We start from the raw sequence: 23,526 nt of genomic DNA, 5'->3' as shown, positions 1-23,526 counted from the left end.
ACGTTCGGGCATTATATATGTATATTCGAACTTGTGAATATAAATTATCGAGGCGTCCCCGCCGTCGGCAGAGCCGCCTTGGCCTGCATAGGCTCGTCGGCGAACAACCAGCGATCCACCACGAAATCGGTGATAGCAGCACCGCACCACATGCCGCCGAGCACGATCCAGGCCGTCAGTGCGAACACGGAGGCTCCCGTCACGCCAGCCCCAACGGCGCAGCCGCCGGCCAGCATCGCGCCGAACCCCATGAGAACGGCGCCGATCAGATAGCGTCGCATGCCCCGACCATCCGAAAAGCCTTCGAGATTGAGTTCACCCGCCAGCGCTGCGGCGACGAACGAGCCGATGAAGACGCCGGGGATGATGCCGAGATCAAAGCCCGGCTTGAGCTGCGGACTCGCGAGCACCTGCATCAGGAGCTCGGCGGAAGGGCCGCTGAACGTCAGACTTTTCAGCGGCACCGGCGCGAACGAGGCTTGGCCAAGCTGATAGGTCAGCAGCCAGCCCGCTGCAACAGCAACGCCCGCAGCCACCGCCGCGCTCAGGATCTTCGCGCCAACCTGGAACTTCGACACGGCGGCGAGTCCGGCCACGAACCACAACATGCCGAAGCCGAGCTTCTCGGGCGTGCCGCCGCCGAACAGGCTCATGATGTCCCGCGACGGTCCGCCGTCGACGAGCCAGAGACCGGTGAGCCAATCGCGCAGCGGCGATAGCAGACCGTGATACGCGGACTGTGCGGTCACCGCGAAGATCAGGCCGGACAACAGCGCCCGCAGATTGCCATTGGCCGAGAGCACCAAGAGCCGGCTGGCGCAGCCGCGCGCGAGGATCATGCCGCAGCCGAACAGGGTGCCACCGATCATCGCGCCGGAAATGCTGCCCTGCTGCGCCAGCTGGCGCGCTTCGGAGACGTCGAGCAGACCCATCGCGACCAGCGCCTGGGTGCCGAGCAGCGCCGAGGCGAAGGTGAGGAGCCACACCGCCAGACGCGGCCCGCCCTGCCCGCGCGCGAATTCGACCGTTGCCGCGCGCAGGCAGAAGCGGCTGCGTTGGGCGAAGAAGCCGAACGCGCCGCCGACCGCGAGCCCGCCCAGCAGCGACACCAGATCCTCACCCAATAAGTCGATCAATGCGGTGAGCACGGGCGCTCTCGTGGTTCAGGTCTGCCGCTCAACGTACCGGGCGGCATCGGCAGACAGGCACGCTTCATGGGCGCAGATAGGCGTATCCACTCTGCTGCAGCTCGGTGAGGCGTACTACGCCGCCCTTCTCCGCCACTGCGAAGCCGGGCAAGAGATCGTCGAGCTTCACGCCCTGCGCCTTCATGGTGTTGGCACACGCCTCGAAGCCGACACCGGCCTTCATCAATCGCTCAGCCAGAGCCGCGATGGTCTGGTCGGCCGAGATCGCATGAAAGGCCCGCAGGCCCGGCCCGTGGATCACCAGCCGGATGTCGGCGCGCCCCGGCCCGCCGGTGCCATCGACGTGGTTCTGGAGGTTGCCCAAAACAAACAGCGCGCGGTCCTGATCGGCGAGATGATAGGCGACGCGCTGGCGCGGAGACTCGGTCGCGGCCTGAGCGCCGCCGATACCTATCATTCCGAACAGGCTGGCGAGACCGGCTTGCATCAACGATCGTCGTTCCATGGGCTACTCCTAACGCGCGGCTGCAATGAATCCTGCGATGCGATCAGCGGCATCCTCGGCGGCAAGATCGCGAAAGAAGTGATCTGCGTCGTCGATGGTCTCCAACCGGACACGGCTGCCGGCGCGCGAGGCCAGCGGCGCGAACGACGCCGCCACGTCCGGAACGGTCTTGTCTTGCGCGGCCGCAAGCACCAGGACGGGCAGACTCACATCGGCGATCAGTGCCGCGGTGTCCTGGCGCCGATCGCCGCGATAGAACGCAGCGAAGGCGCGCGCCGTCACCTTGGCATCGCAGCAATAGATAAAGCCTGGCACCGAGATCCACTCGCTGCCACGCCCCGCGGACACAGCGGCTTCGGCCTTCTCAAGCAGCGGCGCCAAGGGCTGGCCGTAACTCTCCGCATAGGCCGCCTTCAGGCTGGTCTCGATGCCCAGCGTGGCCGGCGCCAGCAGGATCGCGCCTTCGATGGCCGCTTTCGGGTTGGCAACCAGATAGCGCGCGAGCTGATTGGCGCCGCGGGAATGCCCGAGCACGAAGATCCGCGACGAGGTCTTGCGCGCCTCCGCGATCCAGGCGGCGATCTCGTCGATCGCATCATCCGGCGCGTAATCATGCGGCTTGGCGCAGTCGTACATGCCGGTGCGGCGATCGAGGCCGAGCACCAGGTTGTGCGCGAGCGTTGCGATGCCGCGCTCGGCGAGCGCCTTGGACAGGCCCTGGATGGTCTCCATGTCCTTGTGCGCCAGCGTGCCGTGCGTCATCAGCACCAGTGGAACATCAGGCCCCGATTGCGCCGGCAGCCTGAGCGTGCCGAGCGCCGTGCGGCCGCCGATCAGGAGTTCGCGCGGCTCCTCCGCGGCCATCGCGACCGACGCAACGAGACAGACAACGAGAGCGAGCCACCACCGCATCGCAAATTCCTTCACGGACGCACGATCGTCCAGTTCTTCTCCGACAGCTCCATCAGGGTCGCGACACCAGTCTTCACCACCGAGACGCCGTCCAGCAGCGGCGGCTGCCGTCCTTCCTTGCTCGCGAGCGTCTCCAGGGTGTTGCCGCAGGCGATGAAGCTGACATTGGGCATCGACTTGGCGAAGCCGGCGACGCGCTCCTTCACCGGCGAACGGTCGGCCAGCAGCATGTCGAGGCCGCCATTGAACGCCACAATTACGATCTCGACCTCGTCGCCCTCGCCCGAATAGTGCCGGGAGACATTGGCGGCGACGTCAAGCACCGCGCGCATCTTGGCCGGGTCATCATCGCTGATCTGCAGTGCGAGCCGGTGCGGCTCCGCCGCGGCGGCGATCGAAGCGGCCCCGCTTATCGCGAGGGTGACGGATGCGGCCGCCAATAGCATCTGGCGGCGGCTGCATCCGGCCGTCGTCACTCGACGCCCCGCGGCTTGCCGTCCTTGTCCTCAGGCGTGACGTCGACGGCGGTCGCACGTCCCGTGATCTTGACCGGCGCGATGCAGTTCTTCATGCAGGGGTCCTTCTGCCAGAAGGCCTTCTCGCTGGTCGCCCGGTCGTCCATGATGAACCCGCCCTCGTTCGGCATCTTGATGGTGGCGAGATTCTTGTCGGTCAGCTCGAAGTTCTGATCGGTGATCACGTCGTTCAGATAGAGCACATAGGCGACCAGGGCGTAGTACTCGTCGACCTTCAGCGATTGCGGGCTGCCGAACGGCATCGCGTGGCGGACATAGTCGAACAAGGTCGAGGCGTAGGGCCAATAGGAGCCGACCGTTTTGACAGGATTGTCGGAGGTCAGCGAGCCCTTGCCGCCGGCCAGCACCGGCCAGCGGCCAGCGCCCTCGCCGAACTCGCCATGACAACTGGCGCAATTGTCCATGAACAGCTTCTCGCCCTGGGCGACGGTGCCCTTGCCGACCGGCAGGCCCTGCCCGTCCGGCCGCACGTCGATATCCCAGCCGCGGATCTCCTCGACCGTCGGCGCGCGCCCGATGTTGAAGCGCTGCGGCGCATTGGCTTCAGTCTTTGCCTCGGTCTTCGGTTCGGACTTGGCCTCGGTCTTTGCCGCGATCTTCTCCCCCGGACCGCCGGCGAGCGCGACCGAGCCCGCAAAGGTGGCGAGCGCGACTGCAATGATCAGCTTAGGCGACCTCGACATTCTCGACCTCACCGTTTGCCTGCACATGCCAGGTCTGGATGCCATTGTTGTGATAGATGGAGTTGTAGCCGCGAACCTTGCGCAGCTCCGCCTTTGACGGCTGGACGTATCCGGTCTCGTCCTGCACGCGCGACTGCAGCAGCAGCGGCTCGCCGTTCCAGTCGAACTCGTAGTAGAAGCGGGTCAGTGCCTTATCGAGCACTGGTCCGTCGATCCGCGCGGGCCACCAGTTGCGGCCGCCATCGAGCGACACATCCACGCGCTTGACCTTGCCATTGCCCGACCACGCCAGGCCCGAGACGATCGTAAACCCCTTGCCGTGCTTGATCGGCGCCTGCGGGCTCGGGCTCGTGATCACCGACTTCGCGTCCATCGACCAGGTAAAGCGTCGCGCCTTGCCGTTCGGCAGCAGGTCCGTGTACTTCGAGGTCTCCTCGCGGGTGTGCCAGGGCTGATCGCCGACCTCGATGCGGCGCAGCCATTTGACCCAGAGATTGCCCTGCCATCCCGGCACGACCAGGCGCATCGGATAGCCCTGCTCGGGATACAGCGCCTCGCCATTCATCTTGTAGGCGATGATGCAATCGTCGAGCGCCTTCTCGATCGGCAGGCTGCGATCCATCGAGGCGGAGTCGGCGCCCTCGACCAGCAGCCATTTGCCGCTCGGCTTGACCCCGGTCTCTTCCAGCAGCGTCCGGAGCGTTACGCCGGTATATTGCACGCAGTGGATCATGCCATGGGTGAACTGGCAGCCGTTGAGCTGGGCGCCGCGCCATTCCATGCCGGAATTGGCCGCGCATTCCATGAAATGGATACGGTTGACGCGCGGATAGCGCTTGATCTCATCGAGCGACAGCAGCAGCGGCCGCTCGACCAGGCCGTGGATCATCAGCCTGTGATCGGCCGGATCGACCTCGGCGACACCGCCGTGATGGCGCTCGAAGCACAGCCCGTTCGGCGTGATGATGCCTTCCAGCTCATGCAGCGGCGTGAAGCTGACAGAGGATTCGCGCGAAGCCGTCAACCATTCGACGTCGCGGCGGACGACGTCCTTCTCGAACTTCGACGGCTTGCCGTAGGGGCGGACGGCCACGCCCTCGCCGAGAGTGCGCGTCCATTCCGGCACGTTCGGCGGCTGATTGGCAGGGTTACCTGCGCCAGCACGCGCCTGCGTGGCGAGCGCTGTGGCCGCAAGTCCACCCGCTGCGGTCAGGAAGCCGCGGCGCGACGCGCGTGCGGCTGAGGGAAGAGATTTGTCCTTCGACATCGTCGTCACACTCCGGAGACTTTGACGGCCCGGTTGGGCTCGAGACGCACGGTCTTCTGACGCTGCAGATAGCTCGACACGACCTCCCAGATCGGCGGGCCCTGCGTGCCTTCATTGACGCTGGCCCAGCCGGCGACCTGATACTCGCGCGACGGATCGATCGCGGCGCCGGTCTTGATCAGGCGCATGTCGGAGATGCGCTGCCCCTGCGGCTTGTTGACGTCGATCGCATAGGACATGCCGCCGATGCGGACCATGTCGCCGCCCTGCTGGTAGTACGGGTCGACGTTGAACAGATTGTCGGCGACGTCCTCGATGATCTCCTTGAGGCGCGTGCCGGTCATGCCCATGCGATAGACCGCGGGATAGGTGATCGCGGTGGCGTTGGTGACGTCCTCGAAGGTGATGTCCTGGCCCGGCATCACGCTGGTGCCCCAGCGGAAGCCTGGCGACAGCGCAATCTCGGCATCGCGTTCCTGCAGCAGCGCCTGGCAGATCAGGTCGTCGAACGTGCCGTTGAAATTGCCGCGGCGGTATAGCAGCGTCTCAGTGCGTCCCAGCGCGCGACCGAGATCCGCAGCAAACGGCTTGCGCACCTCGGCGATCTTGGCGGCCATCGCCGCATCAGGCGTGATCACGTCGGAGAACAGCGGGATCAGCTTGTAGCGATAGCCTTTGACCTCGCCATCCCTGACGTCGAGATCGAGCCGCGAGACGAACTTGCCCGAGGAGCCGGAGGCGATCAGCAAGGTCTTGCCGACCTTGACCGCCTCGGGCAGCGCATCATGGGTGTGGCCGGTGAGGATGACATCGAGCCCTTTGACGCGGCTCGCCAGTTTGCGGTCGACGTCGAAGCCGTTGTGCGACAGCAGCACGACGAGGCCGGCGCCGTCCTTGCGCGCCTTGTCGACCTGGGTCTGGACGTCCTCCTCGCGCACGCCGAACGACCAGTTCGGAATCATCCAGCGCGGATTGGCGACCGGCGTATACGGGAAGGCTTGGCCGAGCACCGCGATCTTGACGCCGCCACGCTCGATCATGGCCGAGGGCTCGAACGCCGGCTCGTTCCACTCGGTGTCGCGGATGTTGAGACCGAGGAACGGAAAGCCGAGCCCGCCGACGGCCTGCTTGACACGCTCGGTACCGTAGGTGAACTCCCAATGCCCGGTCATCGCATCGGGCTTCAGCAGCGCCATGCAGTCGATCATGTCCTGGCCGCGCGTCTGCAGCGACGACCACGATCCCTGCCAGGTGTCGCCACCGTCGAGCAGCACGACCTTGTCGCCGCGCTCGGCGCGGATGGCCTTGATGACGGTGGCGGCGCGGTCGAGCCCGCCGATCCGCCCGTAGGTTTTGGCGAGCGCCTCGAAATCCTCCGACGTCAGCGCATAGGCCGCCGACGAGCCCGGCGCGATGCCGAAGCGGGTGAGGAAGTCCTTGCCGGTGACGTGCGGCGGCTGGCCCTTGGCGTCGCCGACGCCAAGATTGGTCGATGGCTCGCGAAAGTACAGCGGCATCAGCTGGCCGTGGATGTCGGTGACGTGCACCAGCGTAACGTTGCCGACCGGCTCGAACGCCAGCAGCTCCTTCTCGGTCAGCTTCTGCTGCGCCAAGGCGCGTGACGTGCCGCCCGTCAAGGCAGCCGCCGCCAATGCGACCTGAACGAATTCGCGACGCGATATCATGATGTGCCTTCCTTGTGTCCGCTAGTTGCGGACCGACGGTGTCTCGACGGGCAGACCGATGCCGCGCCAGGCGACGTAGAGCTCGAGCGCCAGGAACTCATCCGACAGCGGCTTGTAGGGCACGCCGCGGACGTCGAACATGCAGCCCTCGAACCGCTCGTGCAGCGGGATCAGGCGCTGATCGCGCAGCCGGTAGGTCGGGAAACCGTTGGTCTGCCCCTGGCTGAGGAAGTCAGCGCGCATGAATTTGCCGTTGTTCTTCTCGTGGCACGACGCACAGGCGAGATCGAGCTGGCCGACCCGGGTGTAGTAGATCTCCTTGCCCTTCTCGAACCAGGGCGACATCGGACCGTCGGTCTTCACGGCCACCGGCATGCCGCGCGACTGGAAGCGGACGAAGGTCGTCATGTCCGTCAGCTCCTTGGACTTGAACGCCCAGGGCGGGGCCTTCATGTGGTCGGTGCGGCAGATGTTGATCTGCTGCTCGAGATTGACCGGCTTGTTGAGCTTCTCGCTCCATTTGGGCATCGCAGCGCCGACGCCCTTCATGGTCGTTTCCGCCTCGCCGTGGCAGCTCATGCACGACTTGCCTTCGCCGCCGTCGACCGTCTTCCACATATCGGCGGCCCGCTCCACCGCGAGGAAGCCCGGGTTCTCCAGGTCGTCATCCTGGAGAGCGCGCGTTTCCTTGGTGCGGAACTGATAGCCCGAGATGATGGTCTTGAAGACATGGCCGGGAGGCGCCGGAATGCCCTTCCGTTCCGCCTCCTGGCCGAACACCGCGATGGCCGAGAGGGTCAGCGCGGCCGTGGCCAGGACAGCGAGAGAACCGTAGCGAATGGACATCCGTCACTCCCCGTAGCGATCACACCCGGCCGATCAGGCCTTCAACGCGATCTTTTCCTCGGCAGTCACCACCGAGCCGTCGTCATCCGTCCACGCGAACTTGAACGTGCCTTCCTCGTCGATCCTGGCGTCGAACTGGATGTACGGGTTGGCGGAAATCGCCGGCTCGAGCACGCAGGAGAACACCGGCTTGCCGTTGAACTCGCAGGTGAACTTGTTGATGATCTTGCGCGGAATCGGCTTGCCTTGCGCATCCTTGCGCTGGCCCGATTCCATCAGATGCGAGACCAGCGTCTTGATCTGGATGATCTCGCCCTTCTTCGCTTCCTTCGGAAGCTTGATCCGCGGCTTGTCTGCCATATCAGTCTCTCCCCTGTCTCAGCCGCCGCAGCCGCCGATGGTGACCTTGACGGTCTTGCGTTCGGTGAACAGCGAGCCGTCGCTCATCTTCGCCACCGCGATCACGTTCTGGGTCTGCGCCAAGCGGATGCGGATCGAGGCCTCGGCCTTGCCCGATAGCGGCGTGAACATCAGCGTCGCGACGCCGGCGTTGGGATTGCCGTCGGCCACGAACAGCACCTCCTTGACGTAGTTGTCAGCTGTCATCGGGCTTTCAACCGAGAGCGCGAGCGGAACGGTGTTGCCGTTCTCGGCGATCTCGGGCAGATCGAGCGTGATCTTGCCCTTGGCCGCTTCCTTGCCACCGGTGAACTTCTTGATCATCTCGGCCGCGTCATTGCTCGGCTCGGCGTTGGCGGCCATCGGCATCACCGTCAGGGCGACGAAACCGCCGCCGAGAAGGAACGCCTGTCGTCTGTTGATTGCGCCCATGCATCATCCTCCAGAGGCGGTTATTTCAATGTTTCGAGAAAGGCGACGACGTCCTCGACCTGCGCGGCCGTGAGAACGGATTTGCCGGCGAACTCCGGACGTACGCGATTGAGCCCGTCGTTCTTGTAGAAGGCAGGCATCACCGTGTCGGTGAAGATGCGCTTGGGATCCGCGACGATCAGGCGCAACTGCGCCATGTTGTAGCGACTCGCGACTCCATCAAGCGACGGACCGAATTCGCCGTGAAACTCTTCGGACTTCAGAGAAGACACTTGGTGGCACGCCAGGCAATTGCCGAGCGTCCGTGTCAGGAAGACCTTCTTGCCGGCATCGGCATTTCCGGTCGCCCCCGTCAGCGATTTTGGGATCGCATAATCGACGACGTCGAGCCTGATCGGCTCGTCGCCTCGGGCGGTTGCGGACAGCAACGCGCAGAACAAGGCGGCCGGAATCAAACGGCGCATGTTTCCACCCTGACCGACGAGGCTTCCCCTCGCCTTACGATGATGCGACGGACTTACGGTCCGTCATATTCAAGAATTATGATTTGATAATGTGATTGGTGTCAAGCGCATTTCGATGCCGCAATGCACTCAACCCTTGGTCGAAGCGAGATAGTCGCGGAATGTGCCGCGCTCATAGGCCTTGTCGCGCACGAAGCGGAACATCGCGAGGAAATGCGTCGGCTTGAGATAGCCGGGCGCGCGCGCGACCTCGCGTGAGAGGGGCTCCCGGGCGGCAACGCCGTCGGCCGATGACGGAAAGAATTGGAAAGTCGGCGTGAAGCGGATTGCGTACCGCTCGGCGAGCTCCTTCTCGGTGAGCTCCTTGCCATCGAAATCGATCACCTTTCGCGCGCCGAGCAGATTGAGCTGCAGCACCTCGAAATTGGCGCGAATATAGTTCGTGATGACAGGATCGGCGAAATTCACCAGATGCGTCTCGCGACAATAGGGACAGCCGCGCAGCTCCCACATGATCGCGAGCCGCTTGCCTTCCGAGGCCGCACTCTCGAGATCCTCGCGCAGGTCGAGGAAGCTGTTGAGGAACCAGGACTGGTGATAGAGCCCGTCGTCTCCGAGCACGGCGTCGGCCCACGCCGGCATGGAGGCCGCACCGAGAATCGCCGCGGTCGGCAGCATCATGAGGCCGCGTCGGGTCATCGTCCGGTTCGAAGTCATGAGGCCTGCTCGCGCGCTTTGCCAAATCGATTGGTTTTCGATACATGATATTCGAATAACAGAATGTGAAAAGGACATTCGATGCTGCGCCGCGCCATCATCCTGTCCCTCGCGCTGTCATGTCTCGCGCCTGCCGTGAGGTTGCGCGCTGCAGAGAGCATGGATGTTGCCGTCTTCATGCAGTCGGCGATGCCCAGCCTGCGCGCAGCCGCGAGCTATGCGCGCACCGGCAATGTCGGCCTGGCGCAGATCGAGCTCGACGATACCAGACGGGCCTGGGCGAGGCTCGGCCTACTCACCGGGCGCGCCACTGCGCCCTATTCCGACAAATCGCTGGCCGAGCTGATCGCCGGCGGAAACGATCGCCTGAGCCAAGCGGACGCGGCGCTGGCCGCCGGTGATGGCACCCGCGCCGCGGCTGCCATTGCCGAGTTGCGCCGGTCCCTTCACGCCCTGAGGCGCGATGCGGGCGTCATCGAGCTCAGTGATTGCGTATTCGATCTGCCGACTGTCATGGACCGACTGCGCAACGCTGCGACGGGATTCGCGTCAGCCAAGGTCGAAGCCACTGAAGTGGTTCAGGCAGGCATCGCGCTGCGCGAGCGGCTGGCGCGCTGCGACGGCCTCGCTCCGCCGGACATTGCGACCCAGCCTGAATTCCGCCGCCTGATCGATGGCGCCAGCGCGAGCGCGCAGGAGATCGGCCGCGCTGCGCGCGAAGGCGATGCCGGCCTCGTGCATCGCTATGAGATCGAGCTGCAATCCTTCATCAATCTGCTGGACTTCCGCTTCGGCTGATCAGCCGATCGTCGCGAGCGACGGAAAGCGCTCGAAGATCCACTGCGACATCTGTGGAATCACGCCGCCGAGAAAGGCCGCGCCGGTCAGAACCAGAAAGCCGCCCATCGTCTTCTCGACCAGCGGGAGATGCGGCTTGATGCCCTTCAGCATCGTCATGAACTGGCCCGTGAAGGCGGCGGCGATCAGGAACGGAATGCCGGTTCCGATCGAATAGGCCGCGAGCAGCAGCGCGCCCTTCCCGACCGTCGCCTCCGCTCCGGCCATCATCAGCACGGCGGCAAGGACCGGCCCTGCGCACGGCGTCCAGCCGAAGGCGAAGGCCAGCCCCATGACGAAGGCGCCGAGCAGGCCGGCCGGCTTGCGGCCGACGTCGACCGTCGCGCTCCGGTACAGCAAGGGAATCCTGAGCACGCCAAGAAAATGCAAGCCCATCGCGATGATCACGAGGCCGGCGACGATGCCGAGCTGCCCGAGATGCCCGGCGATGAAGCGCCCGAAGACCGACGCCGTCGCACCGAGACCGACGAACACCAGCGAAAAGCCGGCGACGAAGCATAGCGCTGTCAGCACCGTCCGCCGCCGCTGGGCCGTGCTGGTTTCAGTGATCGTATCGGCCGCCGAGACCCCGGCCATGTAGCACAGGAACGGCGGCACCAATGGCAGGATGCAAGGTGACAGGAACGACAGGAGGCCGGCGGCAAGCGCGGCGCCGAGCGTGACGTCGAGATCCATCTTCCCTCCCACGCAGCCAGCGCTGCGGACCCGGCCCGATGCGCTTGGCCGTGAAATCGCGCACTGGTACATATTCGAATTTAATGATAGATTGGGCGGCAAGTCCAGAGAGGTTGGCGGCATGTCCGATCGAATCACAGCTCCCAGGTCTGCACGGCTCGCATTGGCCGCAATTGCGCTGCTGTGCCTGTCGTCCCCGGTCATCGCCTCCGAGCTGGTGATGTTCGAGCGCCCCGGCTGCGGCTGGTGCGCCCGGTTCAATGCCGAGATCGCGCCGATCTATGCCAAGACCGATGAAGGCCGCGGCCTTCCGCTGCGGCGGGTCGACCTCACCCAACCGCTGCCGGCGGATCTCGCCGGGATCGACCCCGGCGCGTTCACGCCGACCTTCGTGGTGATCGACCAGGGCCTCGAGATCGGACGGATCCGCGGCTATCCCGGCGACGCGTTCTTCTTTGGGCTGCTCGGCCGCATAATGAATGCTACAAGCGGAGCGTCGGCCCGTTCCTGACGGACAATCAAGGATTCCAAGTTCATGCCGCTGCCGAAGTTGAAGGACATCGAAACCTCTGCCGAGCTCGAGCAGATGATCGAGAAAGCGCGGGAGGCCAGCGAAATGCTGAAGGCGCTGTCCCACGAATCCAGGCTGCTGCTGCTGTGCATCCTTTCCGAAGGCGAAAAGTCCGTCACCGAGCTCGAACAGTTTCTCGGCGAGCGGCAGTCGACGGTCTCGCAGCAGCTCGCCCGTCTCAGGCTCGACCGGCTGGTGACGACCCGGCGCGACGGCAAGACGATCTATTACAGCCTCGCGAGCGAGGACGTCCGGAAGATCCTGACCGCAATCTATGACGTGTTCTGCGAGCCGGTCCGCAAGCGCCGCCGCTGATCGCCGACACCGGCCGCCAAGCGGCGTCGATCGCGCTCTGTGTCACGGGGGCGGCCGCCGTTGCGGAGCGGCCGCTTCTCCTCGCCAAGCAGTTGCACTGCAGCCTCAGGCGCCAAGGGAGCTCTGGCCTGCGCGCTGGTCCTGGCGCAGAATGGGTCAAACAACGAGGACGTCGGGGAGGCATGCTCAGTCCGTCGGCACTGACGTTCATATGTGGACTCCTCGCGGGCGCCGTTCTCGGCGTTGCAGGTCGCGCGGGTCGTTTCTGCACGCTGGCCATGCTGGAGGACGCGTTCTTCGGCGCCGACACGCGTCGTCTGAAATCATTCGCCCTCGCTGCGGCGGTGGCGTTGGTGGCAACCCAGCTGCTCGCCAGCTTCGGCGTCGTCGACCTGTCACGCTCCATCTACCTGACCTCGTCCATTCCGCTCGGCGGCGCCATTCTCGGCGGCTTGCTGTTCGGAATCGGCATGGCCCTGGTCGGCACCTGCGGCTTCGGCACGCTGGTCCGGGTGGGAAGCGGCGATCTGCGGGCAATCGTGGTGTTTCTGGTCATGGGCGTCTCGGCCCTGGCCGCCATGCGTGGGCTCACGGGATTCCTGCGGATCTCGCTGATCGAGCCACTCTCCCTGCGCCTGCCGGAGACAATGAGCCAAGGCATCGACGTCCTGCTGTCATCCGGGCTCGGGTCCTATGCCCGGCCGGTCGTCGTCTCCGTGCTGGCAGTCGCGCTGGTTGCCTGGGCGCTGGCGGACGGCCGCCTCGTGAGATCGCCGCGGCTGCTGCTGTCGGGCATCGCCGTCGGCTTCGCGGTCGCGTTCGGCTGGTTCGCGACCAGCTGGCTCGGCCATGATGATTTCGACCCGGAGCGCGTGGCATCATTGACCTTCGTCGCGCCGCTCGGCAACAGCGTGCTCTACATCGCGACGCTCTCGGGGTCCCATGCAGATTTTGCGATCGGCTCGGTCGCCGGCGTGATCCTGGGCTCGTTCCTGGCGGCCATGTTCTCCCGCGTCTTTCGATGGGAAGCCTGCGACGATGCGCGCGAGCTGAAGCGCCACATGGTCGGCGCGCTGTTGATGGGCACCGGTGGCATCATGTCGATGGGCTGCACGATCGGACAGGGTCTCTCGGCGATGTCGACACTCGCCCTGTCGGCCCCGATCACGATGCTCGCAATCGCCTGCGGCGCGCGGGTCGGCTTGGAATACACCATGACCGGCGAATGGCGGCCTGCGCTGCGCAATCTGCTGCGGATGCAGCCGTGATGACTGTCGTCGCAATCTAGGATGCCTCGCGGAAACAAGACTTTCGGCGAGGCATTCATGACCTCGTCCATTCGCCGTCCACGAGCATCATCCGGCGAACTATTCTGACTAATTAGTCCACGCCGTCGACGTCGCTCAACCGGCCGGACGTTGCCGAACCCGATGCGATTCGCCACGTGAATCCGCGAGCCCAAGGTCGTCAGCACGCGTCCCGTCTCGCGTGATCCGCCCCGCTCCGCGCCCGCCCGATCGTTCTGCTTTTTCAAACGATTTGTTCGCCAAAACACGCGAAACGAAATGCCGCACTGCCACGTGCTTGACGGGCCACGGCTCCCAACCCCATCATTAATCGCAATGTAGATATGCATAATCGCATGACCCACTCATGCGCTCTTCGCAAATGCCTGGAAATTCAAATGGTTAGGGAGGAGGATCCATGTCTCGCAACGCAACAGCCGACACCACGAAGCTAGGCCGCCGCAAGTTTCTCGCCGGGTCCGCCGCGCTGGGCGCGGTCGCCGCCTCGGCGCTGCCAGCGCCGGCCATCGCCAGCGGCACGATCGAACTACGCATGGTGACGTCCTGGCCGAAGGGGCTGCCCGGCGCCGGCACCGGCGCGGAGCGTCTCGCCCGAACGATCGAGGAGATGTCGGGCGATCGCATCAAGATCAAGTTCTTCGCCGCCGGCGAACTCGTCCCCGCGCTGAAATGCATGGACGCGGTGATGGACGGCACCGCCGATCTCGGCCACGACGCCTCGTTCTATCACCACGGCAAGAGCCCGGCCTTCTCGGTGTTCTTCGCGGTGCCCTTTGGCATGACCGCGCAGGAGCAGGCGGCGTGGATCCATTACGGCGGCGGCTGGCAGCTGTGGGACGAGCTCAATCAGAAATTCGGCATCATCTCGTTCCCCGCCGGCCAGACCGCGTCGCAGTCCTTCGGCTGGTTCAAGAAAGAGATCAACGCGATGGACGACTTCAAGGGGCTGAAGATGCGCATCCCCGGGCTCGGCGGCGAGCTGATCAAGCGCGTCGGTGGCTCCGCGGTGCTGCTGCCGGCCGGCGAAATCTTCGCGGCGCTGCAATCAGGCGCCATCGACGCAGCCGAATTCATCGGCCCGCTCAACGATCTCGCGCTCGGCTTCCACCAGGTCGCCAAGATCTCCTACGGCCCGGGCGTGCAGGAGCCCGGCGGCATGATGCAGCTGATGATCAACCGCAAGAAGTACGAGGCGATGCCTAGGGATCTGCAGGCGATCATCCGCGTCGCCGCGCAATGGATGCATGAGGACATGAAGGTCGACTACGACATCGGCTCGGGTCGCACCATGGAGGTGCTGCGGACTCAGCACAATGTCCGCTTCCTGCGGCTCAACAACGACGTGCTGACGGGCCTCGGCAATGCCTCGGGTCAGCTCGTCCAGGAGATGATGGACACCGGCGACGACCACATGAAGCGGACGCTGAAGAGCTATCTCGCCGCGCGAGATAACACGATGCGCTTCCTGCGCTTCAACGAGCAGGCGTTTCTCAATGCCCGCACGCTGAGCGTCAAGTTCCCAACCGCCTGATCCGGTACCGCCCGGACGCTCCGATCGGGAGGGTCCGGGCGGTGACCACTGGCTGGGGAGGACTCGCGGGTCCGGCGTCCCGGTCCGCCTGCATTCATCCATGTCCCGGGGAAGACATGCCGTCGATTGCGTTGTTTGTCAGGGGCGTGGAAACGCTCAATGGATGGGTTGGCAGGGCCGTCGCGTGGCTCTCGCTCGGCACCGTCCTCGTCTGCTTTGCCACCGTCTATCTGCGCTATGCGCTGAACACGAATTTCACCTGGCTGCAGGAGGCCTATGTCTGGCAGCACGCCGCGGCGATCGTGCTGGGCGGCGCCTACACCATGATGACCGGCGGCTTCGTTCGGGTCGATATCTTCTACAGCAAGATGACGCCGCGCAGGCGCGCCTGGGTGGATCTGTTCGGCACCCTGCTGTTCCTGTTCCCGTTCATGGCAGTGGTCGGCTGGGCGTTCGGACGCCATTTCTGGAGCGCCGCTGTTGTCAGCGAGGGCTCGCCCAATCCCGGGGGACTGCCGGCCTGGTGGCTGCTCAAGGGCACGCTGGTGATCTTCGTCGCCCTCACCGTGCTGCAAGGCCTCGCCATGATCGGACGCTCGCTGCTCGTCTTCGGCGGCCGCGAGGAATTCGCCGGCACCTCCTCCCACTGAACCCATCCGAAGGATAAAGCCCATGTGGGATCCCGCGGTGACGGGCCAGGTTCTGGCTGCGCTGTTCTTCGTCGCCATCCTCGTCGTGCTGATGTTCGGCTATATCGTCGCCTGGACGCTCGGCGGGCTCGCCGTCGCGTTCGGTTTGCTCGGCTGGTCGCTCGGCGTCTTCGACCTCGCGCTGTTCCAGGGGCTGGCGTCGCGCTTCTTCGCCGTCATCACCAATCCGGTGCTGATCGCCGTGCCGCTGTTCGTCTTCATGGGCGTGGTGCTGGAACGCTCGAAGATCGCCGAGGTGCTGCTCACCACCATGGGCCAGATGTTCGGCGCGATGCGCGGCGGACTCGGCATCTCCGTCGTCGTCGTCGGCGCGCTGCTGGCGGCCTCGACCGGCGTGGTCGGCGCCACCGTGGTGGCGATGGGCCTGCTCGCGCTGCCGGCGATGATGCGCGCCGGCTACGATCCCAAGCTCGCCACCGGCGTGATCTGCGCGGCGGGCACGCTCGGCCAGATCATCCCGCCGTCGACGGTTCTGATCTTCGTCGCCGACATCCTGCAGGGCGCCAATTCGGCTGCGCAGCTCGCCAAGGGCAATTTCGCGCCGGACACCGTGTCGGTCGGCGATCTCTTCGCCGGTGCCTTCATTCCCGGCGTCGGGCTCGCCGTGATCTACGGGCTGTGGGTCGTGGTCCGCGCGGCGGTCGATCCGACCTGCGCGCCGGCGCTGGTGATGTCCGCGGCAGACCGCGCCGGCCTGGGCCGGCGGGTCGTCGTCGCGCTCATCCCGCCGCTGGCGCTGATCGTCGCTGTGCTCGGCTCGATCATCGCCGGCGTGGCGACCCCGACGGAATCAGCATCCGTCGGCTCGATGGGAGCGCTGCTGCTCGCGATCATCAAGCTGCTGGCCGACCATCATTTCGGCGGCAAGGGACCGGCGGTGCTGGAGAAGAAGCTGTTCAACTTCTGGCTCGGCTTCATCGCCGTCATCGCCGTCGTGGTCTGGCTCGCCGGCGCGTTCGGCCTCCTGACCATGCTGCTCGTCGTGATCAGCCTCGCCCTCGTCCCGGTGCTGGCCAAGAAGCCGCTGCGCGACAGCTTCCTGGAGACGCTGTTCGAGAGCTCGAAGGGGACGATGACCATCACCTCGATGGTGTTCGTGATCCTGCTCGGCGCCTCGGCCTTCGCGCTGGTGTTCACGCGGGTGGGCGGCGAGGATCTGGTCCGCGGCTTCCTGAAGACCATGCCGGGCGGCCAGCTCGGGGCAGTCATGCTGGTCATGACCATCATGTTCATCCTCGGCTTCTTCCTCGACACCTTCGAGATCATCTTCATCACCGTGCCGATCACGGCGCCGATCCTGATCATGATGGATGTCGACCCGATCCTGCTCGGCGTGCTGATCGGCCTGGTGCTGCAGACCTCGTTCCTCACGCCGCCGTTCGGCTTCTCGCTGTTCTATCTGCGCGGCGTGGCGCCGCCCTCCATCACCACCGGCATGATCTATCGCGGCGCGGTGCCGTTCGTGATCATGCAGTTGCTGGTGGTCGGCCTGGTCTGGGCGCAGCCGAAGCTGGCGACGGGATTGCCCAACTACTTCTTCCGCCAGAGCGAGGCGGAAAAGAAGAACGGCGCGCCGCCGCCGGCCTTCAACAGCGACCAGCCGGAATCGGATGGCGGCTGAGCGACGACGGCGCGGCCTGGCCATGTCATTGCCGTCCGATCACGCCATCTGTCGCCCCACCAAGCACCGCTCTGACGGCCTCGCGCGCCGCTCGGCGCAAAAAAATGGCCCGCGTAAAGCGGGCCATTTTCGTATCGGATCCGGTGACATCCGAACTTGGTTGCGGGGATAGGATTTGAACCTATGACCTTCAGGTTATGAGCCTGACGAGCTACCGGGCTGCTCCACCCCGCGTTAACTTGTGCACGCCTTCAGGGAATTATCGGGTGCTCCTGGCTGACGCGTCCGAGCGCCGCCGAGTTCATCCCAAAGGCTTCCTGAGAAGGCTTGAGCCCGTCGGCCGGTCCGGCCATCGGGTGCGGGCGGTATGTACCAATGCGAAGCCGGTTTGGAAAGGGCTTTCGGCAAGTTTTTTTGCCTTATTGTGACACCCCTCGAAAACGTTCGCACCATCGCAAAAGCCATTCTGAATCAGTCTGTTATAAACCCCTATCGGTGCTTCTCGAACGGCGCCCTGGGACGCCGTCTCCGGTGGAGGCGACGAGTTCCCGGAAGGTCCTGGAGACAAGCCCCGAGCTCGACCCACGGCCCTGGAGAGGGAGTTCGGCAGTCCCTGTCGGCCATTCCAGGCGGAGACGACCGACGCCTGTGCTTGCCAAGGGTCCTGCAACGCGGCAGCTTCGCAAGACGAACGAGAACGACGGCCCGCATGCGGCCGCAAGACACAGGAGGAGACGTCGATGGACCAATCCCTGAAGAGCCCCCCGGTGTCGGCGCTCGATGATGCCTTCCACAACATGGTGGAGGCCTCGCGCAGCGCCCCTCCGCCGTCGCTGGCGGATCGGCAAGATCGCCTCAGGCGACTGCGCGCAATGCTCTCCGAGAATGAAAAACGCCTGGAGCAGGCGATCTCGGCCGATTTCGGCCATCGCTGCGCGGTCGAGACCACGATCGCCGAGACGCTGTTTCTGCAAACGGAGATCAAGCATACGCTCAAGATGCTGCCGCGCTGGACGGCGCCGCGGCGGATCGCGACTTCGCTGCAATTCTTCCCCGCCCGCAACCGCCTGATCCCGCAACCGCTCGGCGTGGTCGGCATCATCGCGCCATGGAATTATCCGCTGCAGCTGACGCTTGCCCCGGCCATCGGCGCCATCGCGGCCGGCAATCGCGTCCTGATCAAGCCGAGCGAGCTGACGCCGCAATTCGCAGCCTTGCTGAAGCAGCTCATCGCCGCGAACTTCGATCCCAACGACCTTGCCGTCACCGGCGTCGAGGACGGCATCGCGCAGGCCTTCGCGGGCCTGCCATTCGATCATCTCGTGTTCACCGGCTCGACCCGGGTCGGCCGCATCGTCGCCGAGACCGCGGGACGCAACCTCACGCCAGTCACGCTCGAGCTCGGCGGCAAGTCCCCGACCATCGTCGATATCTCCGCCAACGTCGATGAAGCCGCCGAGCGCATCGCCTATGCCAAGCTGATGAATGCCGGCCAGACCTGCATCGCTCCGGACTACGTGTTCGTGCCCGACGCGCAGCGCGAGTCGTTCGCCGGCAAGCTCCATGGCCACATGACCAGCATGTTCGGCACCAATCCCGCCAACGGCGACTACACCTCGATCATCTCCGACCGGCATTATCAGCGGCTCGAAGGCCTGCTGCGCGATGCGATCGCCCGCGGTGCCAAGCCGCTGAGCGTGACCAGCCCGGAAGACCCCGCCTGGAAGAAGCTGCGCAAATTCCCGCCAACCGTCGTCGTCGGCGCGACGGCCGACATGGCGATCATGCAGGAGGAGATCTTCGGTCCGCTGCTGCCGATCCTTTCCTATCGCGACGCCGACGAGGTGATCCGCTTCATCAACGCGCATGACCGGCCGCTGGCGCTGTACTGGTTCGGCTCCGACGAGGCCGCACGCGACAAGGTGCTGGCGCGCACCGTCTCCGGCGGCGTCACGATCAACGATTGCCTGCTGCATTTCGCGCAGATGAACCAGCCGATGGGCGGCGTGGGGGCTTCCGGCATCGGCCACTATCACGGCGAATGGGGCTTCAACAGCTTCAGCAAGCTGAAGCCGGTGTTCTATCGCTCGCCGTTCAACCGCATGAAGGATCTCTATCCGCCCTATGGCGCCAGCATCGCCCGGATCGAGAAGCTGCTGCGATTTCTGAGCTAGTCATACATCTAGTCATTCCGGGGCGCGCGCAGCGCGAACCCGGAATCTCGAGATGATTTATAAGAGAGCAAAAGCTCTAGATTCCGGGTTCGCCGCGCATCTGCGCGGCGCCCCGGAATGACAGGCAAACAATGATAAGCACATCAGGGAGACGAAGCGCGTGGCGGACGAGGTCGATTTCATCGTTGTGGGCGGCGGCAGTGGCGGCGCGACCGTCGCGGGGCGGCTGACGGAGGATCCGGGCACGTCGGTGATGCTGCTCGATGCCGGCGGACGCAACGACAACTGGATCGTCAAGACGCCCTACATGCTGTTCCTGATGGTCGCGGGACCGGTGAACAACTGGTCGTTCGCAACGGTGCCGCAGCCCGGCCTTAACGGTCGTATCGGCTATCAGCCGCGCGGCCGCGGCCTCGGCGGCTCCTCGGCGATCAACGCGATGGTCTATATCCGCGGCCACCGCGCCGATTATGATCAGTGGGCCGCGCTCGGCAACACCGGCTGGTCGTATGACGACGTGCTGCCTTATTTCAAGCGCGCCGAGAACAATGCCGAGTTCAACGGCGAGTATCACGGCCAATCGGGTCCGCTGCCGGTCAACCGGCTGCGCACCGACAATCCCGTCCACGACATCTTCCTGCAGGCGGCGCGCGAAGCGCAGTTTCCGATCCGCGAGGATTTCAACGCCGAGACCCAGGAAGGCCTCGGCCTCTATCAGGTCACCCAGCAGAACGGCGAGCGCTGGAGCGCCGCGCGCGCCTACATCCAGCCGCATCTGGGCCACCGCCGCAATCTCGGCGTCGAGACCGCCGCGCATGCCTCGCTGATCCTGTTCGACGGCAAGCGCGCCGTCGGCGTGAAATATCGCCAGGGCAAGGAGGTCAAGGAGGTCCGCTGCCGGAGGGAAGTCATCCTGGCCTCCGGCGCCTTCCAGACGCCGCAACTCCTGATGCTCTCCGGGATTGGCGATGCCGCTGCATTGGGAAGGCTCGGAATTGCCAGCCTCCACCATCTGCCGGGCGTCGGCCAGAACCTGCAGGACCATCCGGATTTCATCTTCGGCTACACCTCCGACAATCCGAACTTCAACTCGCTGTCGCCGAGGGGCGTGCAGCGGCTGCTGCGCGGCATCGGACAATACCGGCGCGAGCGCCGCGGCGTGCTGACGTCGAACTTCGCCGAATGCGGTGGCTTCCTGAAGACCGATCCCAACCTCGACGTCCCCGACATCCAGCTGCATTTCGGCATGGCCGTCACCGACGATCACGGCCGCAAGCGTCACGGCAACGGCTTCTCCTGCCATTTCTGCCTGCTCCGGCCGAAGAGCCGCGGCAGCGTCGCACTGAAGAGCGCCGATCCGCTTGCGCCGCCGCTGATCGACCCGAATTTCCTCGGCGACGACGACGACGTCGAGACCATGGTCGCGGGCTACAAGACCACGCGGCGGCTGATGGAGACGCCGGCGATGCGCAGCCTCGCCACGCGCGACCTGTTCACCTCGGATGTGAGGACCGACGACGATATCCGCAGCGTCCTGCGCGCCCGCGTCGATACCGTCTATCACCCCGTCGGCACCTGCAAGATGGGGACGGCTGATCCGCTCGCGGTGGTCGATCCGACTCTCAAGGTCCACGGCCTGTCCGGGCTGCGCGTGGTCGACGCCTCGGTCATGCCAACCCTGATCGGCGGCAATACCAATGCACCGACCATCATGATCGGCGAGAAGGCGGCGGACATGATCCGGGCCGAGTTGCGGAGCAATTAGACCGGGCGACAAGCTTGTCAGGGTCATGCGGCTTGCACGGAAACGCGCAAGCCATGGAGCGCAACGCCTAGGTCAGCAAAAAGCCGCCGTCCACCGTCACGACGCTGCCGGTCATGTAGCGCGAGGCGCCCGACGCCAGCAGCATGATGGCGCCGTCGAGATCGCTCTCATGACCGACGCGCCGCTGCGGGATGCGCTTGATGAGCTTCTCGCCGGCCGGCGTCTCCCAGACGTCGTGGTTGATGTCGGTGTCGATGTAGCCAGGCGCCAGCGCGTTGACGCGGATGTTGTTTGCGGCGAGTTCCAGCGCGAGCGCCTTGGTCGTCTGCACCACGCCGGCTTTGGAGATTGCATAGGGCGAGATGAACTTGACGACGCTGAAGCCGAGCACCGAGGCGATGTTGATGATGTTGCCGGGCGCTTTCCGCGCGATCATGCGGCGCGCGACTTCGGTCGCGGCGAAGTAGGCGCCCTTCAGGTTGGCGCCGATCACGGCGTCCCAATCGGCCTCGCTCTGTTCCACTGCGAGCTTCTCGACCGCGATCCCGGCATTGTTGATCAGCACCGTGACCGGTCCGAGCGCCGCCTCTGCGGCATCCAGACCCTTGGCGATCGACGCATTGCTCGTCACGTCCATCTCGACCGCGACGGCGCGGCTGCCCTTGGCCTTGATCTCGTCTTCCAGCGCCTTGAGCTTGCGGGTCTGGCGCGCGGCGAGGGCGACCGCGGCGCCATGGGCGGACAACACCCGCGCGAACTGCCGGCCAAGTCCCTGGCTCGCGCCGGTGATCAGGATCACTTCCTGGCTGACGTCGAACAAGCCGGACATGGCACCACCTTGCGTTTCCCTCATTTGTTGCGGCGCATTGATACAGACGATTTGAAACAGCGCAAACCGGATTTGTTTACCGGGGGGGCCTACAACCACAGCATATCAGCCATGAATAGTTTCGACCTCGCCGCTTGTATTGCCCTGATGGTCGCCGTCTACAGCGGCTTCGCCACCGGACTGCTGCGCAGCGCGATCACCATCCTGGCTTATTTGCTGGCCATGCCGCTGGCGATGGGCGCCGTCGCGGCGATGAGCCCGCAGCTCCAAGATGCGAACGGCGCGCCGCTGGCGCAGAACTGGCTGCAGTTCTTCGCAGCCTTCGTCGTCATCGGCGTCGCCCTGGGCAAGATCGGTCGCATGCTGCTGGACGAAGCGATCGGTCCCGACGCCGGCTTCGGCGACCGGCTCGGCGGCGCGCTGCTCGGCGCGATCAGGGTCGGCATGGTCGCGACCACGTTGGTGCTGGTGTTCGACAGGATCGTTCCGCTGGAGCGCCAGCCGCGCTTTCTTGAAGGCTCTCGGCTGCGGCCGATCCTCTCGCTCGCAGGCGCGAAAGGCTTTCGGTCCCTGCCGCCGGAGGTCGCCAGCCTGATCGATCGCCTCAAGCAGGAACGGCGGATCTGACGGCGCGAGCCATGCAAATCGGCACGGGACGGCTGCTCTTATCAGCGGCAGTCCGGTTGGATAGAATGCGCGCATCGTCTTTCAGCCACTGACATATCGGAGTGATCAATCGTGGATCTCGGGATCAAGGGCCGCCGCGCCATCGTCTGCGCCTCCAGCAAGGGATTGGGCCGCGCCTGCGCCATCGCGCTCGCCAATGAGGGCGTGCATGTGACGATCACCGCGCGCGGCGCCGAGGCGCTGGCCAAGACGGCTGCCGAGATCCGCGCCGCCAATCCGGGCATCACCGTCACCGAGGTCGCTGGCGATATCACCACGCCGGAGGGCCGCGCCGCCGTGCTGAAGGCGTGCCCGGATCCGGACATCCTGATCAACAATGCCGGCGGCCCGCCGCCCGGCGATTTCCGCAACTGGACCCGCGACGACTGGATCAAGGCGCTCGACGCCAACATGCTGACGCCGATCGAGCTGATCAAGGCTGTCGTCGACGGCATGATGGCGCGCAAGTTCGGCCGCATCGTCAACATCACCTCGGCCGCGGTGAAGGCGCCGATCGACATTCTCGGCCTGTCCAACGGCGCCCGCGCCGGCCTCACCGGCTTCGTCGCCGGCCTGTCGCGCAAGACGGTGATCAACAACGTCACCATCAATGCGCTGCTGCCGGGCCCGTTCGAGACCGACCGGCTGCGCTCGACGGCGAAGGGCGAAGCCGAGAAGCGCGGTGTCACGCCGGAGCAGATCCTCGCCGATCGCGCCAAGACCAACCCCGCCGGTCGCTTCGGCGATCCGGAAGAATTCGGCCTCGCCTGCGCCTTCCTGTGCGCCGCCAAGGCCGGCTACATCACGGGCCAGAACATTTTGCTGGATGGCGGCGCCTTCCCGGGCACGCTGTAAGGGGCAGCGCTCCCGCAAGCGCCGTTTTGAGTGAAACTGTAGCGGCATCGTTACC

At 65.1% G+C, this 23,526-nt stretch carries 25 protein-coding genes and 1 tRNA gene; 11 read left to right on the top strand and 15 right to left on the bottom strand.

Annotated features, from left to right (window positions below; translation table 11 throughout):
- Positions 1-44 precede the first annotated feature (44 nt).
- From BRAO375_RS05800 to BRAO375_RS05745, 12 genes are all read right to left on the bottom strand, one after another.
- On the bottom strand, positions 45-1,148 hold the full coding sequence (locus BRAO375_RS05800; RefSeq protein ID WP_009026521.1) for a YeeE/YedE family protein: 1,104 nt from the start codon (positions 1,146-1,148) through the stop codon (positions 45-47).
- A 64-nt stretch (positions 1,149-1,212) separates the two neighbouring features.
- Complete coding sequence (locus tag BRAO375_RS05795; protein WP_035639122.1) at positions 1,213-1,653, bottom strand: DsrE family protein; 441 nt, start codon at positions 1,651-1,653, stop codon at positions 1,213-1,215.
- A gap of 9 nt (positions 1,654-1,662) precedes the next feature.
- Positions 1,663-2,565 (bottom strand): alpha/beta hydrolase, encoded by a 903-nt coding sequence (locus BRAO375_RS05790; RefSeq protein WP_009026519.1) that lies wholly within the window; start codon positions 2,563-2,565, stop codon positions 1,663-1,665.
- A gap of 11 nt (positions 2,566-2,576) precedes the next feature.
- Entirely contained in the window at positions 2,577-3,011 is a 435-nt protein-coding gene (locus BRAO375_RS05785) for a DsrE family protein (RefSeq protein WP_009026518.1), read from the bottom strand.
- Between the two features lie 26 nt (positions 3,012-3,037).
- A complete protein-coding gene (locus tag BRAO375_RS05780) occupies positions 3,038-3,829 on the bottom strand; it encodes a c-type cytochrome (RefSeq protein ID WP_035639119.1) in 792 nt (263 codons plus the stop codon).
- Positions 3,768-5,051, bottom strand: a complete 1,284-nt coding sequence (gene soxC, locus BRAO375_RS05775; RefSeq protein ID WP_009026516.1) for a sulfite dehydrogenase — start codon at positions 5,049-5,051, stop codon at positions 3,768-3,770. The genes BRAO375_RS05780 and soxC overlap by 62 nt, the downstream gene beginning before the upstream one ends.
- A gap of 5 nt (positions 5,052-5,056) precedes the next feature.
- Positions 5,057-6,736: a thiosulfohydrolase SoxB gene (soxB, locus tag BRAO375_RS05770; protein WP_035639117.1), complete on the bottom strand. Its 1,680-nt coding sequence runs from the start codon at positions 6,734-6,736 to the stop codon at positions 5,057-5,059.
- 21 nt (positions 6,737-6,757) lie between these two features.
- Positions 6,758-7,582, bottom strand: a complete 825-nt coding sequence (gene soxA / locus BRAO375_RS05765; protein ID WP_009026514.1) for a sulfur oxidation c-type cytochrome SoxA — start codon at positions 7,580-7,582, stop codon at positions 6,758-6,760.
- A gap of 33 nt (positions 7,583-7,615) precedes the next feature.
- A complete protein-coding gene (soxZ, locus tag BRAO375_RS05760; RefSeq protein ID WP_009026513.1) occupies positions 7,616-7,942 on the bottom strand; it encodes a thiosulfate oxidation carrier complex protein SoxZ in 327 nt (108 codons plus the stop codon).
- 18 nt (positions 7,943-7,960) lie between these two features.
- A complete protein-coding gene (soxY, locus tag BRAO375_RS05755; RefSeq protein ID WP_009026512.1) occupies positions 7,961-8,413 on the bottom strand; it encodes a thiosulfate oxidation carrier protein SoxY in 453 nt (150 codons plus the stop codon).
- A gap of 20 nt (positions 8,414-8,433) precedes the next feature.
- Positions 8,434-8,877: a sulfur oxidation c-type cytochrome SoxX gene (gene soxX / locus BRAO375_RS05750; RefSeq protein ID WP_035639114.1), complete on the bottom strand. Its 444-nt coding sequence runs from the start codon at positions 8,875-8,877 to the stop codon at positions 8,434-8,436.
- 129 nt (positions 8,878-9,006) lie between these two features.
- Positions 9,007-9,555 (bottom strand): thioredoxin family protein, encoded by a 549-nt coding sequence (locus tag BRAO375_RS05745; RefSeq protein WP_009026510.1) that lies wholly within the window; start codon positions 9,553-9,555, stop codon positions 9,007-9,009.
- Between the two features lie 120 nt (positions 9,556-9,675).
- Here BRAO375_RS05745 and BRAO375_RS05740 point away from each other — a divergent pair, with 120 nt between their 5' ends.
- Complete coding sequence (locus tag BRAO375_RS05740; RefSeq protein WP_009026509.1) at positions 9,676-10,392, top strand: hypothetical protein; 717 nt, start codon at positions 9,676-9,678, stop codon at positions 10,390-10,392.
- Here BRAO375_RS05740 and BRAO375_RS05735 read toward each other — a convergent pair whose 3' ends face one another.
- Positions 10,393-11,127: a cytochrome c biogenesis CcdA family protein gene (locus tag BRAO375_RS05735; RefSeq protein WP_009026508.1), complete on the bottom strand. Its 735-nt coding sequence runs from the start codon at positions 11,125-11,127 to the stop codon at positions 10,393-10,395.
- Positions 11,128-11,248: 121 nt separating this feature from the next.
- On the opposite strand from BRAO375_RS05735, the gene BRAO375_RS05730 reads away from it, so the two are divergent.
- The 6 genes from BRAO375_RS05730 (at position 11,249) to BRAO375_RS05705 (ending at position 17,182) form a co-directional block, all read left to right on the top strand.
- Positions 11,249-11,638, top strand: a complete 390-nt coding sequence (locus BRAO375_RS05730; RefSeq protein ID WP_009026507.1) for a thioredoxin domain-containing protein — start codon at positions 11,249-11,251, stop codon at positions 11,636-11,638.
- Positions 11,639-11,662: 24 nt separating this feature from the next.
- Positions 11,663-12,013, top strand: coding sequence for an ArsR/SmtB family transcription factor (locus tag BRAO375_RS05725; protein ID WP_008960790.1), 351 nt, complete (start codon positions 11,663-11,665; stop codon positions 12,011-12,013).
- A gap of 182 nt (positions 12,014-12,195) precedes the next feature.
- Positions 12,196-13,281, top strand: a complete 1,086-nt coding sequence (locus BRAO375_RS05720) for a YeeE/YedE family protein (RefSeq protein WP_009026506.1) — start codon at positions 12,196-12,198, stop codon at positions 13,279-13,281.
- A 436-nt stretch (positions 13,282-13,717) separates the two neighbouring features.
- Complete coding sequence (locus BRAO375_RS05715; protein ID WP_009026505.1) at positions 13,718-14,851, top strand: TRAP transporter substrate-binding protein; 1,134 nt, start codon at positions 13,718-13,720, stop codon at positions 14,849-14,851.
- 116 nt (positions 14,852-14,967) lie between these two features.
- A complete protein-coding gene (locus tag BRAO375_RS05710) occupies positions 14,968-15,501 on the top strand; it encodes a TRAP transporter small permease subunit (protein ID WP_009026504.1) in 534 nt (177 codons plus the stop codon).
- 22 nt (positions 15,502-15,523) lie between these two features.
- Complete coding sequence (locus BRAO375_RS05705; RefSeq protein ID WP_009026503.1) at positions 15,524-17,182, top strand: TRAP transporter large permease; 1,659 nt, start codon at positions 15,524-15,526, stop codon at positions 17,180-17,182.
- Positions 17,183-17,339: 157 nt separating this feature from the next.
- Here BRAO375_RS05705 and BRAO375_RS05700 read toward each other — a convergent pair.
- Positions 17,340-17,416: transfer RNA gene (locus BRAO375_RS05700), tRNA-Met, on the bottom strand.
- Between the two features lie 506 nt (positions 17,417-17,922).
- Here BRAO375_RS05700 and BRAO375_RS05695 point away from each other — a divergent pair.
- Both BRAO375_RS05695 and BRAO375_RS05690 read left to right on the top strand, forming a co-directional pair.
- Entirely contained in the window at positions 17,923-19,356 is a 1,434-nt protein-coding gene (locus BRAO375_RS05695; protein ID WP_009026502.1) for a coniferyl aldehyde dehydrogenase, read from the top strand.
- Between the two features lie 160 nt (positions 19,357-19,516).
- On the top strand, positions 19,517-21,121 hold the full coding sequence (locus BRAO375_RS05690) for a GMC family oxidoreductase (protein WP_009026501.1): 1,605 nt from the start codon (positions 19,517-19,519) through the stop codon (positions 21,119-21,121).
- Between the two features lie 67 nt (positions 21,122-21,188).
- On the opposite strand, the gene BRAO375_RS05685 is transcribed toward BRAO375_RS05690, so the two are convergent.
- A complete protein-coding gene (locus tag BRAO375_RS05685; protein ID WP_009026500.1) occupies positions 21,189-21,950 on the bottom strand; it encodes an SDR family NAD(P)-dependent oxidoreductase in 762 nt (253 codons plus the stop codon).
- A 111-nt stretch (positions 21,951-22,061) separates the two neighbouring features.
- Between BRAO375_RS05685 and BRAO375_RS05680 the strand changes: the two genes are divergently transcribed.
- Both BRAO375_RS05680 and BRAO375_RS05675 read left to right on the top strand, forming a co-directional pair.
- Positions 22,062-22,577 carry a CvpA family protein gene (locus BRAO375_RS05680; RefSeq protein WP_009026499.1) on the top strand — a complete coding sequence of 172 codons (516 nt, stop codon included), beginning with the start codon at positions 22,062-22,064 and terminating at the stop codon, positions 22,575-22,577.
- A 111-nt stretch (positions 22,578-22,688) separates the two neighbouring features.
- Complete coding sequence (locus tag BRAO375_RS05675; protein WP_009026498.1) at positions 22,689-23,471, top strand: SDR family oxidoreductase; 783 nt, start codon at positions 22,689-22,691, stop codon at positions 23,469-23,471.
- Positions 23,472-23,526: the final 55 nt, after the last annotated feature.

This window comes from Bradyrhizobium sp. ORS 375 (genome assembly GCF_000239775.1).
Lineage (GTDB): Bacteria > Pseudomonadota > Alphaproteobacteria > Rhizobiales > Xanthobacteraceae > Bradyrhizobium.
Note: the sequence above shows the minus strand (reverse complement) of the source record. Positions and strands in the feature narration are given on the sequence as shown.